This is a genomic window from Mesorhizobium sp. M0626 (assembly GCF_040320665.1).
Classification (GTDB): domain Bacteria; phylum Pseudomonadota; class Alphaproteobacteria; order Rhizobiales; family Rhizobiaceae; genus Mesorhizobium.
The window spans coordinates 108,563-121,102 of sequence record NZ_JAMYQD010000018.1 but is presented as its reverse complement, the minus strand read 5'-3'; the positions used below and the strand labels follow the sequence as shown (position 1 = coordinate 121,102).

15 protein-coding genes and 1 pseudogene are annotated in these 12,540 nt (G+C 63.5%); 12 read left to right on the top strand and 4 right to left on the bottom strand.

Annotated features, from left to right (window positions below; all coding sequences use genetic code 11):
- Positions 1-50: 50 nt before the first annotated feature.
- Complete coding sequence (locus tag NKI37_RS23425; RefSeq protein ID WP_352520161.1) at positions 51-1,247, top strand: GGDEF domain-containing protein; 1,197 nt, start codon at positions 51-53, stop codon at positions 1,245-1,247.
- Positions 1,248-1,284: 37 nt separating this feature from the next.
- Here the strand turns inward: NKI37_RS23425 and NKI37_RS23420 are convergent, their stop codons facing one another.
- Complete coding sequence (locus NKI37_RS23420; protein ID WP_023687709.1) at positions 1,285-1,656, bottom strand: hypothetical protein; 372 nt, start codon at positions 1,654-1,656, stop codon at positions 1,285-1,287.
- A 252-nt stretch (positions 1,657-1,908) separates the two neighbouring features.
- Between NKI37_RS23420 and NKI37_RS23415 the strand changes: the two genes are divergently transcribed.
- From NKI37_RS23415 to NKI37_RS23385, 7 genes are all read left to right on the top strand, one after another.
- Positions 1,909-2,379 (top strand): hypothetical protein, encoded by a 471-nt coding sequence (locus NKI37_RS23415; RefSeq protein WP_023709350.1) that lies wholly within the window; start codon positions 1,909-1,911, stop codon positions 2,377-2,379.
- A 240-nt stretch (positions 2,380-2,619) separates the two neighbouring features.
- Complete coding sequence (gene sdhC, locus NKI37_RS23410) at positions 2,620-3,039, top strand: succinate dehydrogenase, cytochrome b556 subunit (protein ID WP_023683884.1); 420 nt, start codon at positions 2,620-2,622, stop codon at positions 3,037-3,039.
- On the top strand, positions 3,039-3,437 hold the full coding sequence (gene sdhD, locus NKI37_RS23405) for a succinate dehydrogenase, hydrophobic membrane anchor protein (RefSeq protein WP_023683885.1): 399 nt from the start codon (positions 3,039-3,041) through the stop codon (positions 3,435-3,437). The genes sdhC and sdhD overlap by 1 nt, the downstream gene beginning before the upstream one ends.
- A 1-nt stretch (position 3,438) precedes the next feature.
- Complete coding sequence (gene sdhA / locus NKI37_RS23400; protein ID WP_352761290.1) at positions 3,439-5,268, top strand: succinate dehydrogenase flavoprotein subunit; 1,830 nt, start codon at positions 3,439-3,441, stop codon at positions 5,266-5,268.
- Between the two features lie 40 nt (positions 5,269-5,308).
- Entirely contained in the window at positions 5,309-6,088 is a 780-nt protein-coding gene (locus NKI37_RS23395) for a succinate dehydrogenase iron-sulfur subunit (protein WP_023670510.1), read from the top strand.
- A gap of 97 nt (positions 6,089-6,185) precedes the next feature.
- Entirely contained in the window at positions 6,186-6,899 is a 714-nt protein-coding gene (locus NKI37_RS23390) for a nucleotidyltransferase domain-containing protein (protein WP_352787168.1), read from the top strand.
- Positions 6,896-7,528, top strand: coding sequence for a YceH family protein (locus NKI37_RS23385; protein ID WP_352741021.1), 633 nt, complete (start codon positions 6,896-6,898; stop codon positions 7,526-7,528). Before NKI37_RS23390 ends, NKI37_RS23385 begins: the two co-directional genes overlap by 4 nt.
- Positions 7,529-7,733: 205 nt before the next feature.
- Here NKI37_RS23385 and NKI37_RS23380 read toward each other — a convergent pair whose 3' ends face one another.
- Positions 7,734-8,159: an OsmC family protein gene (locus tag NKI37_RS23380; RefSeq protein ID WP_023670508.1), complete on the bottom strand. Its 426-nt coding sequence runs from the start codon at positions 8,157-8,159 to the stop codon at positions 7,734-7,736.
- A gap of 219 nt (positions 8,160-8,378) precedes the next feature.
- Here NKI37_RS23380 and NKI37_RS23375 point away from each other — a divergent pair, with 219 nt between their 5' ends.
- On the top strand, positions 8,379-8,594 hold the full coding sequence (locus NKI37_RS23375; RefSeq protein WP_352787152.1) for a hypothetical protein: 216 nt from the start codon (positions 8,379-8,381) through the stop codon (positions 8,592-8,594).
- Positions 8,591-8,947: a YciI family protein gene (locus tag NKI37_RS23370; RefSeq protein ID WP_023698373.1), complete on the top strand. Its 357-nt coding sequence runs from the start codon at positions 8,591-8,593 to the stop codon at positions 8,945-8,947. Before NKI37_RS23375 ends, NKI37_RS23370 begins: the two co-directional genes overlap by 4 nt.
- Before the next feature lie 12 nt (positions 8,948-8,959).
- On the opposite strand, the gene NKI37_RS23365 is transcribed toward NKI37_RS23370, so the two are convergent.
- Together NKI37_RS23365 and NKI37_RS23360 are read right to left on the bottom strand one after the other, a co-directional pair.
- A complete protein-coding gene (locus NKI37_RS23365; protein ID WP_352787150.1) occupies positions 8,960-10,567 on the bottom strand; it encodes a GMC family oxidoreductase in 1,608 nt (535 codons plus the stop codon).
- A pseudogene (locus NKI37_RS23360) lies at positions 10,564-11,154 on the bottom strand (FGGY-family carbohydrate kinase); the annotation flags it as partial. The pseudogene NKI37_RS23360 and the gene NKI37_RS23365, both read right to left, overlap by 4 nt.
- A gap of 197 nt (positions 11,155-11,351) precedes the next feature.
- Here NKI37_RS23360 and NKI37_RS23355 point away from each other — a divergent pair.
- Both NKI37_RS23355 and plsY read left to right on the top strand, forming a co-directional pair.
- Positions 11,352-11,882, top strand: coding sequence for a hypothetical protein (locus tag NKI37_RS23355; RefSeq protein WP_023698376.1), 531 nt, complete (start codon positions 11,352-11,354; stop codon positions 11,880-11,882).
- Between the two features lie 16 nt (positions 11,883-11,898).
- Positions 11,899-12,537 (top strand): glycerol-3-phosphate 1-O-acyltransferase PlsY, encoded by a 639-nt coding sequence (plsY, locus tag NKI37_RS23350; RefSeq protein ID WP_023670502.1) that lies wholly within the window; start codon positions 11,899-11,901, stop codon positions 12,535-12,537.
- The last annotated feature ends 3 nt before the right edge of the window (positions 12,538-12,540 follow it).

The window sequence follows — 12,540 nt, the reverse complement described above, 5'->3', positions numbered from 1 at the left end:
GCTTGCGCTCTAAGGTCTTCCCTGACGTCAAGCGGGGAAGTCACCGTCCTTTGGACACCGGCCTGTTCATAGCGCTGCTCAATCCGACGATCGCGCTGGCGCTCGGCGCGGCGTTCCTCGTGCTGTGGTTCTACCAGCGCCACCGGCCCTATCTGGCTGTGCTCGGCACGAGCTATTGCGTGTCCGCGCCCGGCTTCCTGCTGCAGTATTTCACGCTGCCCGGCGGCATGGTGCTGACCAAGCTGGTCTCCAACCTCTGCTTCACGCTCGCCGCCTGCTGCCTCGTCGGTGCGATCATCTCGCGCTACGGCAGGCGCGTGCCCTATATCGCGATCGGCATTCTGGCGGGTGGCGGGATGGTCGCATTCTCCTGGTTCCTGTTCGTCCAGCCGGACCTAACTTGGCGCATCCTGTCGATCAATTTCGGCTTTGGTGGCCTCAGCCTGCTGGTCGCAGCCGAGCTGCGTGCCGTGCGCAAGAACGGCCCGACGGAAAAAATCCTGTTCGTATTGTCGCTGCTGTCCGGGCTGAACTTCATCGGCCGCACGCTGCTCGTCGTCATCTGGCACGGGCCGTTCACCAGCTATGACGGGTTTTATGGCTCGTCCTACTGGACGACGGCGCTTTTGACGCACGCGCTGCTGTCGTTGCTGATCGCGCTCTGCCTGTTCTCGGCAGCTGCGCTCGACGTGATGAAGGCGCTGAAGACCGAGACGCACACCGATCCGCTGTCTGGCCTGCTCAACCGCAGGGGTTTCGAGGAGCGCGCCTTGCTGGTGCTGCAGCATTGCGCTGTTACCAAGGTGCCGGTCGCGCTGGTGCTGGCCGATCTCGATCACTTCAAGGCGCTCAACGACAAATACGGACATGCCGCGGGCGACCAGGTGATCGCCGACTTCGCCGCCAAGCTTCGCGCGGCCGCCGGCACGCGTGCGGTTGCCGGCCGCATCGGCGGCGAGGAGTTCGCTGTGCTTCTGTCGCTGAGCGATCTTGCCACGGCGCGGCTGTTTGCCGAAGCCGTGCGCACGCACTATTCGGCCGGCAGTGTCGACGGGTTGCCGCCGGGCACCAGGGTGACCGCGAGCTTCGGCGTCGCGGCGCGCACCGGCGACGAAGGGCTGGAGCCGCTGATGCGGCGCGCCGACGAAGCGCTCTACAAGGCCAAGAAGAACGGCCGCGACAGTGTGCGATTGTCCTATGAGCGGGCGGAAACGGTGTTCATCCCGGATACAGGCAGCGTCGGTTAGCGTCTCGCTTAAACGGCCTCTCGGCCGTGCCGGATCATCAGCGGCAAGGGCTGAGGTTGGGCATTTCGCCATCGGAGAGGCCGTACATATAGGAGCGGCCCTTCACGAACACCGGCGGCTGGTAGCAGCCACGCCTGGAGATGTGATCCGCCTCGTCTTCATAAAGGACTTCCGGTTCCGCTTCCGGCTGCCCGGCGCTGGTGTAGTCGGACAATTTCTTGGCCAGCCTGCCTTGGCCGACAATGATGCGCTTGTAGCCGGCGGCGCTGTCGATGACGAGATTGCCCAGGGAATCGGCATAGACGCGGTCATGATGGCGCGACCAGGCCATTGCCGGGGCGGCGAAGCCGAGACTGGCTGTCGCCAGCACAAGCGCCGCAAGGCGCGCTCTTCCTGAATTCGAAAGCATGGTGTCCTCTCTGCTGTGGACCCGATCGAATCGGAAATTAACCTGTTCTTAACCTTTGTTAAGAGGGCAGGCGCATCCGGCGGCGATCTCTCGCCAAACATGGTTAATATCCGACGGGATGGAAACCCGGGCGTCATCATTCGGCCATGCTTGCCCGCACCATCGGCCGCGACGCACACAACTACGCTGACGTGGGGTGAGCTTGATCTTGGTGGAACATCGCGGCTAGTTAGCCGCGCAGGAGGACAGCATATGGCGTTACGCCGGACGTTTCGGGTGACGCTGTTGTCGATCCCCTTGCTGACTGCCGCAGCCTGCGTGCCGCAGAACGGCGCGCCGACGGCGGTGAATACCGTACCACCCACTGTCGCGCCCGTGCCGGCTCAGCAGTCCGCCGCACCTGTGGCGCCCCCGGCTTCCGCAACGGCTCCGACAGCGCCTGCCGCACCTTCAGCCAAGATCGTCACCGACCTTACCGCGCCGCGGTCTGCTGTCGGCACGGCAACTTACAGATGCGGCAATGGCGGCATGATCACCATCCAGAACCTCGGCACGGCGTTGCGCGTTGTCAGGCCCGATGGCACGACCGAGGAGTTTGCCGCATCACCCGCCAACCAGTCCAGCCGCTACCAGGAAGCCGCGTCGCATGACGCAATCGTGATCGACGCGCGCGAGGCGCTGGTGATGAAGAGGGGCTCGACACCACAGACCTGCAAACGATAGCCTGGCGTCGATTGCAAAGGAAATGCCGCACTGCAGCGAACGGTGCGCCGGCTTTCGACGGTGGCCAAATCGATTGGAGCGAAACAGCAGCCTTTTGTCAGACTAAATGACGTTTTCAAAACGATTTTCCGGCTTTGACGCGGTGCAAAAAGAGCATTAGAAACCGGCTGTCTGAAGTCATATATCGAGGCGGTAAGTGCCGCTTTCCACCGCGGCTCCGGACATCGAACTGGGGCAGCCATGAGCAAATCACCAGCCACCCGAACCGCCAGACGTGAACGGCCGCTCTCGCCGCACCTGACGATTTACCGCCCACCGATCACCATGACGATGTCGATCATTCACCGCATCACTGGCGGGGCGCTGTATTTCGGCACGCTGCTGGTCGCCGCGTGGCTGATGGCGGCGGCGAGTTCGCAAGGCGCTTTCGATTGGATCAACTGGGCCTTCGGCACCTGGCTCGGCCGGCTCATCCTGTTCGGCTACACCTGGGCGCTGATGCACCACATGCTGGGCGGCGTGCGCCATCTCGTCTGGGACACCGGCGCCGGGCTGGAGAAACACACGGCATCGAAGATCGCCTGGGCGACGCTCGCCGGTTCCATCCTGCTCACGCTGCTGATCTGGGTCGCCGGCTACATGGCGCGGGGAACCTTGTGATGAGCGGCACGAACAACAACGATATGCGCACGCCGCTGGCCAAGGTCCGCGGTCTGGGCTCGGCCCGCGAAGGCACCGGGCATTTCTGGCGACAGCGGCTGACCGCCATTGCCAACATCCCGCTGATACTGTTCTTCGTCGGGTTCCTGATCGCGCTCAATGGCGCCGGCTTCGCCGAGGTGCGGGCGGCGCTCGCCAGTCCGTTCGTGGCGCTGGTGTTGGCGCTGGTGCTCGTTTCCGGTCTCACCCATATGCGTGTCGGCATGCAGGTCATTATCGAGGATTACGTGCATGCCGAAGGCATGAAGCTGGCGCTGATCGCACTCAGCACGTTTTTCACCATAGCGGTCGGCGTCGCCTCGATCTTCGCCCTGCTCAAACTGGCATTCGGAGGCTGATTTGGCCAAGGACGCGAAATCGGCCACCGGCTATACCTTTGTCGACCACAAGTTCGACGTGGTGGTCGTCGGCGCCGGCGGCGCCGGCCTGCGCGCCACGCTCGGCATGGCCGAGCAGGGCCTGCGCACGGCCTGCATCACCAAAGTGTTCCCGACCCGCTCGCACACGGTGGCGGCACAAGGCGGCATTGCCGCGTCGCTGTCCAACATGGGTCCGGACTCCTGGCAGTGGCACATGTACGACACCGTCAAGGGTTCGGACTGGCTGGGCGACGTCGACGCCATGGAATATCTGGTGCGCGAGGCACCGGCGGCGGTCTACGAGCTCGAGCATTACGGCGTGCCGTTCTCGCGCACCGAAGAGGGCAAGATCTACCAGCGGCCGTTCGGCGGACACATGATGAATTATGGCGACGGCCCGCCGGTGCAGCGCACCTGTGCTGCCGCCGACCGCACCGGTCACGCCATCCTGCACACGCTCTACGGCCAGTCGCTGAAGAACAATGCACAGTTCTTCATCGAGTATTTTGCGCTCGACCTGATCATGGAACCGGACGGCACCTGCACCGGCGTCGTCGCCTGGAACCTCGACGACGGCACCATCCATCGCTTCTCCGCCAAGATGGTGGTGCTGGCGACCGGCGGATATGGCCGCGCCTATTTCTCGGCGACGTCGGCGCACACCTGTACAGGCGACGGCGGCGGCATGGCGGCACGGGCCGGCTTCCCGCTGCAGGATATGGAGTTCGTGCAGTTTCATCCGACCGGCATCTATGGCGCCGGCTGCCTGATCACCGAAGGCGCGCGCGGCGAGGGCGGCTATCTCGTCAATTCCGAGGGCGAGCGCTTCATGGAACGCTACGCGCCGTCGGCCAAGGACCTGGCCTCGCGCGACGTCGTCTCGCGTTGCATGACGCTGGAGATCCGCGAAGGCCGCGGGGTCGGCAAGAACAAGGACCATATTTTCCTGCATCTCGATCATCTCGATCCGGCCGTGCTGCATGAGCGGCTGCCGGGCATTTCGGAATCGGCCAGGATTTTCGCCGGCGTCGACCTGACCAAGGAGCCGATCCCGGTGCTGCCGACGGTGCACTACAATATGGGCGGCGTGCCGACCAATTACTGGGGCGAGGTGCTGAACCCGACGGTCGAGAATCCTGACCGGGTGTCACCCGGGCTGATGGCGGTCGGCGAGGCCGGCTGTGCCTCCGTGCACGGCGCCAACCGGCTGGGCTCGAACTCGTTGATCGATCTGGTGGTGTTCGGCCGCGCCGCCGCAATCCGCGCCGGCCAGGTCATCGACCGTAATTCGGCGATCCCTTCGCCCAACGAAGCCTCGGTCGAAAAGATCATGGATCGCTTCGACCGGCTGCGCCACGCCAATGGGTCGACGCCAACCGCCGTTCTGCGTGAGAAAATGCAGAAGGCGATGCAGGAAGACGCGGCCGTGTTCCGCACACAGGAGTCACTCGAAAACGGCTGCAAGCGCATTTCGCAGATATGGACCGAGCTCAAGGACCTGAAAGTCTCCGACCGTTCGATGATCTGGAATTCCGATCTGGTCGAGACGCTGGAGCTGGAAAATCTGATGGCCAACGCCATCACCACGGTCTACGGCGCCGAGGCGCGCAAGGAGAGCCGCGGCGCGCATGCGCGCGAAGATTTCTCGGCCCGCGACGACACTATCTGGCGCAAGCATACGCTGGCCCGGCTAAGCGAGGACGGCCAGGTGAGCCTCAGCTATCGTCCGGTGCACACCGAACCGTTGGTGGCGGAAAAGGACGGCGGCATCAGCCTCGCCAAGATCGCGCCCAAGGCCAGGGTGTACTGACCATGGTGCCGAAGCTCGTCATCCGAAAGGACCTGAGGTAATGGTCGAACTCACGCTTCCCAAGAACTCCAAGGTGCAGCCGGGCAAGACCTGGCCGAAGCCGGAGGGCGCCACCAACCTGCGGGAATACCGCATCTACCGCTGGTCGCCCGACGATGACGAGAACCCGCGCATCGACACCTATTTCGTCGACATGGACGATTGTGGGCCGATGGTGCTCGATGCGCTGCTCTGGATCAAGAACAAGATCGATCCGACGCTTGCCTTGCGCCGCTCATGCCGCGAAGGCATTTGCGGCTCCTGCGCCATGAACATCGATGGCTCCAACACGCTGGCCTGCACCAAGGGCTGCGACGACATTTCCGGCGCCGTCAAGGTCTACCCGCTGCCGCATATGCAGGTGGTCAAGGATCTGGTGCCCGACCTCACCAATTTCTACGCCCAGCACGCCTCGATCCAGCCATGGCTGAAGACAGTGTCGCCAGAGCCGGCCAAGGAATGGCTGCAGAGCCATGAGGATCGCGAAAAGCTCGACGGGCTCTACGAGTGCATCCTGTGCGCCTGCTGCTCGACCTCGTGCCCGAGCTATTGGTGGAACGGCGACCGCTATCTCGGCCCGGCGACGTTGCTGCAGGCCTATCGCTGGCTGATCGACAGCCGCGACGAAGCCACGGGCGAACGGCTCGACGATCTCGAAGACCCGTTCCGGCTCTACCGCTGCCACACCATCATGAACTGCGCCCAGACCTGCCCGAAGGGGCTCAACCCGGCCAAGGCGATTGCCGAGATCAAGAAGATGATGGTGGAGCGCAGAGTCTGACGCCGCCGCTACCCGCCGACTTTTCGCCGGACGCCGTCGCGGCGCTGCGCGCCCGCCTCGATCTGGTGCGAAGCCAGCCTGTAAAAATCCTGTTTGCATCGAAAGCGGCAGCCGCGCCTGGGGGTTTCCGTCTCCCGACAGCGATTATGACTGCCGCTTTGTCTATATCAGACCGGTAACCGATCACCTCGTGCTGCAGCAGGCGCGCGATGTGATCGAGTTTCCGATCGAAGGCGAGATCGATGCCGGCGGCTGGGATTTGCGCAAGGCGTTGCTGCTGGCGCTTGGCGGCAATGCCGTCATAGTCGAATGGGCGAAGTCGCCGATCGTCTATGAGGAGGTTTCGGGGTTTCGCCAGCGCCTTCTCGATTTGCTGGCCGAGATCGTCGATCCGGCGAAGGTATCGCACCACTATCTCGGCCTTGCGCGTTCGCATGTCGCCAAGATCGGCAGTTTCTCCGGCGAGGTGAAGCTGAAGAAGCTGTTCTATCTGATCCGCCCGCTCGCGGCGCTCGACTGGATGGAACAGCGCGGCTTTGCCAGCCTGCCGCCGATGAACCTTGGCGAATGCCTCGATCAGACCGAGATACCGGCTCAAGCCAGCGACGAAATCCGCGGCCTGATCGAGCGCAAAAGCCGGACGCGGGAGATGGGCTCGGGCCTCATCCCGACCGCAATCGCGCGCTATCTCGAAGCCCGCTATGGTCACCACGAAATGAACCTAGTCGGCCCCGTCAGGGACAAAGCCGGCCAAGCGCGCAAACATGCCCTTGCAACCGAATTTTACCGCCGGGAGGCTGAACTTCAATGAGCGATGACCTTCCCATTCTCAATCCCGTCGAAGCCCGTGTGCTCGGCTGCCTGATCGAGAAGAAGGAGCTGACGCCGGATGTCTATCCGCTGACGCTGAATGCAGCACTTGCAGCCGCCAACCAGAAGACGGCGCGCGAGCCTGTCATGGCGCTGGAGCAGACGGAGGTGCATCGGACTCTCAAGCTGCTCGAGCAGAAGGGGCTGGTGCGTCAGATGTTCGGCTCGCGCGTCGAGCGCTATGAGCATCAGATGGCGCAGCGCTTCTCGCTGACCACGCCGCAGACCGCGGTGATCGGCCTGCTTTTGCTGCGCGGGCCGCAGACGGCGCATGAGTTGCTGGCGCGAGCTGAGCGCATGGCGCGGTTTTCGTCCGTCGAGGACCTGCGTGGCGAACTCGACATGCTGATCGGCCGCCGCCCGCCGCTCGTCCAGGAAATACCGCGCGGGCCGGGGCAGCGCGAGGACCGTTTTATGCATCTGCTCGCAGGACCGGTGGACGTCGCGGCGTTATCGGTGCAGCGGAGCGCGCCGGCCTTGCCTGCTTCCGACCTGGAAGCGAGATTGGAGGCTCTGGAGCAGGAAGTCGTAGCCCTTCGCGCCCGGCTTGATGCGCTGGGCGCCCAATAGTATCCGAGACGTCGGCGGGACAGCACCCCCTCTGGCCTGCCGGCCATCTCCCCCTCAAGTGGGGAGATCAGATGTCACGCCGGCCTTCGCCAATTACGAACGTCGAAAGAAGAGTGCCAGCTACCGAGCTTCCAATTTCCCCGGGAGATGCCCGGCAGGGCAGAGGGGGGCGCGAAGAATCGCTACCCCGGGCAAAATCGGCGGATCACCCCAGTTTCGCGTCGAGCGACACTTTGATGGCGCCGAGCGCCTTCGAAACCGGGCATTCGGCCTTGGCCTTCTCGGCCAATTCCTTGAACTTCGCCGCATCGATGCCCGGTACCTTGCCGATCAGGGTGATGGCGCTGCCGGTGATGCCGGTGCCGGGGACCAGCGTCACCACCGCCTTGGCGTCGAGCTCGGTGGCGGGCGTGCCGTTCTCGGCCAGGAAATGCGACAGCTGCATGGCGTAGCATCCGGCGTGTGCCGCCGCGATCAACTCTTCGGGATTGGTGCCGGATTTGCCGCTCTCGTCCTCGAAGCGAGCCTTGAACGAATAGGGCGTGCCCTTCAAGGTGCCGCTCTGGCTGTCGAGCGTGCCCGTGCCCTCCTTCAGATTGCCTTTCCAGACGGCGTTTGCGGTACGGTCCATAGAATTCTCCTTGATTACAGCGACAGCGCCGGCCACGCGGCGTTCCCTCCAACTATAGCGCGGCGGCAGGGGAAGACCACCGCGCTGTTTCGGCCGGATGCGACGCCGGCGTGCCCTGCAAATTTTTCTGAAAAAATGTGCGTGCAAAAATGTCGACTTGCATCGGCGCCGGCCGTCCTGCGAGCGTCCACGGATTCTCGTGGCGGATGGAGATCCAAGATGAACAATCTGTTTTCTGCCCATTGGAACAACGCCGACAAAAGCGCGCGTCTACACGAGATCGAGTGCTCGCGACCTTCCGGCTTCGGCCGGCTGCTTGCTGCGGTCGCCGTGATCGGCATTGCGGTCTGCGTGCTCGACCACGCTGCTGCCGGCAAGGATGCCGCCGGCGCCGTGATCGCCTATGGTTCGTCACAGCAAGGGAGCTGGAAATGAAATATGTCTGTCTGGTCTACGGCGAGGAAAAGGACCTCCATGCCATGACGCCTGAGCGTCTGGCCAAGCTCGACGCCGATTCGATGGCCTATGACCGGTCATTGGACCAGCAAGGCAAGCTGATCATCGCGCAGGCGCTGCAATCGGTGAAGACGTCGAAGACGGTGCGGCGGCGCCAAGGCAAGCGGCTGATCACTGACGGTCCGTTTGCCGAAACCAAGGAGCAGTTGCTTGGTTTCGTCATGATCGAAGCCGACACTCTCGACAAGGCGCTGGAGATCGCCGGCAAAATTCCGCTGGCTGAAATCGGCACCGTCGAAGTCAGGGCGATCTACGACGTGCCGGGGTCATAGGCGGCGGCGACGTCATGCAGGCCGGCGGATCATATCCGCCGCCTTCTCGGCGATCATCACCACTGGCGAGGCGGTGTTGCCGGAGACGATGCGCGGCATGATCGACGCGTCGATGATCCGCAGCCCCTCGATACCGGTCACGCGCAGGTCCGGGCTGACGACGGCGCGGCCGTCGACACCCATCCTACAGGTGCCGACCGGGTGGAAGATGGTCGTCGCGATCGAGCCGATCTGGTGCAGCAGGTCCTCGTCCGACTGGTGGGCGAGACCAGGCAGGATTTCTTCCGGATGGAAGCCGGCAAGAGCCTTGGCGGTCATGATGCTGCGCGCCTGGCGCACCGAACGCAGCGCGATCTCGCGGTCGCGCGCCGTAGAGAGGTAGTTCAGCCGGATCTCCGGCTGCACGGCCAGCTCGCGCGTCGTAGCGTGCACCGAGCCGACGCTCTCGGGCCGCAGATTGCAGACCGACATGGTGATTGCCGGGAACGGGTGCAGCGGGTCGCCCAGCCGGTCGGTAGACAAGGGCTGGACGTGGTACTCCAGGTCCGGCGTCGCCATCGACGGATCGGATTTCGAGAACATGCCGAACTGGCTCGGCGCCATCGACATCGGTCCCGAGCGGCCAAAGGCATATTGCAGCGCGATCTTCGCCTTGCCGCTCAGGCTGTTGGCTAGCGTGTTGAGCGTCAGCGCCGACGACACTTTGTAGACAGTGCGGATCTGCAGATGGTCCTGAAGGTTCTCGCCGACATCGGGGCTGGCGTGAACCACATCGATGCCGAGCGCGGCGAGGCGATCCGGCTCGCCGACCCCGGAAAGCTCCAGCAGTTTCGGCGTGTTGATCGAGCCGGCGGTCAGCAGCACCTCGCTCCTGGCCTTTGCCTCGATGGTTTGGCCGCCGACGCGATAACAAACGCCGATAGCACGCTTGCCCTCGAACAACACCGTCTCGACATGCGCGTTGACGACCAGCCTGAGGTTCGGCCGCCGCAGCGCCGGGCGCAAGAATGCCTTGGCTGTGTTCCAGCGCACGCCCTTGCTCTGGTTGACTTCGAAGAAGCCGGACCCCTCATTGTCGCCGTCGTTAAAATCCTCGCGCGGCATGATGCCGAATTCCTTGGCGGCCTCCTGCACGGTGTTCAGGATCGGCCACGACAGGCGTTGCCGCGCCACTTTCCATTCGCCGCGGGAGCCATGCAGCTCGGTCTTGCCGCCATGATGGTCCTCGGATTTGAGGAAGTAGGGCAGCACATCGTCCCAGCCCCAGCCGACATTGCCCATCTGCCGCCAGCCATCGTAGTCCGCCGCCTGTCCCCGCATGTAGATCATGCCGTTGACCGAGGTGCAGCCGCCCAGCACCTTGCCGCGGGGATAGACCAGCGAGCGGCCGTTCAGGCCGGCTTCGGGGGCAGTCTTCATCATCCAGTCGGTGCGCGGATTGCCGATGCAATAGAGATAGCCGACCGGGATATGCACCCAGTGATAATTGTCGCTGCCGCCGGCCTCGAGCAGCAGCACGCGCGTCGCCGAGTTTTCGCTCAGGCGATTGGCCAGCACGCAGCCGGCGGTGCCTGCGCCGACAATGATGTAGTCGTAGTCGCCATCGAGCCGTTGGGTCATTGCGGTGGTTTACTCGGCGGTGTTCTACTCGGTTCTGCGGCGTGTTCGGCCCAGAACGATCGCAGCGTATCGGCAAGGCCGCAATAGGCGCGATAACGCCTGTTGTAATGGTCCTGCATGGCCGGGTTCGGACGGTAGGCGGCGCTTGACCGGGTCATGGCGTCGACGCCGGCCTCATAGTCGGCGAACAGGCCGGCCGCGACCCCGGCGCCGATCGCCGCACCAAGTGCGCCGGTCTCGCGTGCTTCAGGGACGGTGATCGGCACGCCAAGCCCGTCGGCGAAGATCTGCGGCCAGTGCTCGCTGCGCGAACCGCCGCCGGACAGGACCGCTTTGTCGAAGCTGACACCGGCGTCCTTCAGAACATTGATGTGGCGCCGGTGCTCGAACATCACGCCCTCGAACAGCGCGCGCAGCATATGGCCTTCCCTATGCCAGCCGGCGAGGCCGTAGAAGCCGGCGCGGAACTCCGCTCCTTGTCCCGACCCGTAGAGAAACGGGTGGAACATCGGATCGTCCCAGGTTGGCGTCACCGCGCCGACAGCCGCGTTGCAGTGGCCGAACGGATCGTCATGATGGGCACCGCGCTCGATGCGAAGTCAGCGTTATCGCTAAGCGGTTGCATCATTAGGGCCTGTGACGAGCGATCTGAACCCAGGACGTCCGATCTCGGCGTCTGGATGATTAGGGGGCCAGCTCTGTTTTCTCATCAGATACAATTCTTGCGTGTTGAAGCAACGCCGGAGTTCTCCTATCGTCGCCGCAATTTTCGGGGGAATTCGACATGCCTTTCCTGATTGCTATTCTCGGCGTGCTGGGAGCCGGGGCGTTCTGGTGGTATCGCATGAAGGCTATGAACGAAGCCGCGCGCGAGGTCGCCGACGTCGTCGGCCGCGTCCAGGGCAACATAAGGCGCAAGAAGCTGCGCAAGCAGGCGGCGCTGTCGCCGCTGACGGCGATCGACGATCCGGTGGTGGCGGCAGCAACGCTGATCATGGCAATCGCGGCGGAGCATGGTCCGATCCTGCCGAAGCGCGAAACGGTTATCCGCGAGGTGATCTCGCAGATTGCGGACAACCAGAAGAAGACCGATGAAGCCGTCGTCTACGCCAAATGGGCCGCGGCGCAGATCGACGACACGACGATCGTCATCGACAAGCTGGCGCCCTTCCTGCGCGAGCGCCTCGATCCGCATGAGCGCGAAGACCTGCTGCAGATGCTGGATCGTGTTGCCAAGAGCGGCGAGCAGAGTTTCAAGGTCGCCGACCAACGCATGCTGCGACTGCGGCAGAAGCTGGGGTTTGAGGTCAACTGAGAAACAGCCCGGGCGCATGTCATTCTGGATAGCGAGCGTGGTAGGATCGGCTGCCGCTTACCTTATCGGCTCTACGCCTGCCGGCTATCTGGCGGGGAAACTGCTTAAGGGCATCGATATCCGGGAGCACGGCTCCAAGTCCACCGGTGCGACAAATGTATTGCGCACACTCGGGAAATGGCCAGCATTGGTGGTGCTTCTGGTGGACGTGCTGAAAGGGGCGGCAGCGGTCATCTTTGCCCGTTGGTTTTGTTTCTGGTCTTCCGCAACGCCGCCGTCGGCAATATCTGATATGCCCGTTTGGGCTCCTTGGGTTGTATGCTTGGCCGGACTCGCTGTTTTGCTTGGGCATAGCCGTTCGATCTGGCTGAATTTCACCGGCGGCAAATCGGCTGCGACGGGGTTGGGTGTTTTGTTGGCGATGTCCTGGCCTGTGGGTCTAGGCGCGGCGACGGCATTTGCCGTGGTGTTGGCAGTTTCCCGAATTGTGTCCCTGAGTTCGATGCTGGCGGCGCTCACCGCGATCGCCCTCGTCGGCGGCATGGAACAACCATTGCCCTACCGGTTGCTGGTCATCGCCGGCGGCATCTACGTGATCGTGCGCCACCGCGCCAACATTGCGCGGCTGATGTCAGGAGCCGAGCCGCGTCTATGACAA

Excerpts from the sequence above, each read along its gene's own strand:
- NKI37_RS23395 (WP_023670510.1), top strand. The coding sequence starts at position 5,309 with ATGGTCGAACTCACGCTTCCCAAGAACTCCAAGGTGCAGCCGGGCAAG.
- NKI37_RS23420 (WP_023687709.1), bottom strand. The coding sequence starts at position 1,656 with ATGCTTTCGAATTCAGGAAGAGCGCGCCTTGCGGCGCTTGTGCTGGCG.
- NKI37_RS23385 (WP_352741021.1), top strand. The coding sequence starts at position 6,896 with ATGAGCGATGACCTTCCCATTCTCAATCCCGTCGAAGCCCGTGTGCTC.
- NKI37_RS23370 (WP_023698373.1), top strand. The coding sequence starts at position 8,591 with ATGAAATATGTCTGTCTGGTCTACGGCGAGGAAAAGGACCTCCATGCC.
- plsY (WP_023670502.1), top strand. The coding sequence starts at position 11,899 with ATGTCATTCTGGATAGCGAGCGTGGTAGGATCGGCTGCCGCTTACCTT.
- NKI37_RS23365 (WP_352787150.1), bottom strand. The coding sequence starts at position 10,567 with ATGACCCAACGGCTCGATGGCGACTACGACTACATCATTGTCGGCGCA.
- sdhD (WP_023683885.1), top strand. The coding sequence starts at position 3,039 with ATGAGCGGCACGAACAACAACGATATGCGCACGCCGCTGGCCAAGGTC.
- NKI37_RS23355 (WP_023698376.1), top strand. The coding sequence starts at position 11,352 with ATGCCTTTCCTGATTGCTATTCTCGGCGTGCTGGGAGCCGGGGCGTTC.
- NKI37_RS23375 (WP_352787152.1), top strand. The coding sequence starts at position 8,379 with ATGAACAATCTGTTTTCTGCCCATTGGAACAACGCCGACAAAAGCGCG.
- NKI37_RS23380 (WP_023670508.1), bottom strand. The coding sequence starts at position 8,159 with ATGGACCGTACCGCAAACGCCGTCTGGAAAGGCAATCTGAAGGAGGGC.
- NKI37_RS23415 (WP_023709350.1), top strand. The coding sequence starts at position 1,909 with ATGGCGTTACGCCGGACGTTTCGGGTGACGCTGTTGTCGATCCCCTTG.
- sdhC (WP_023683884.1), top strand. The coding sequence starts at position 2,620 with ATGAGCAAATCACCAGCCACCCGAACCGCCAGACGTGAACGGCCGCTC.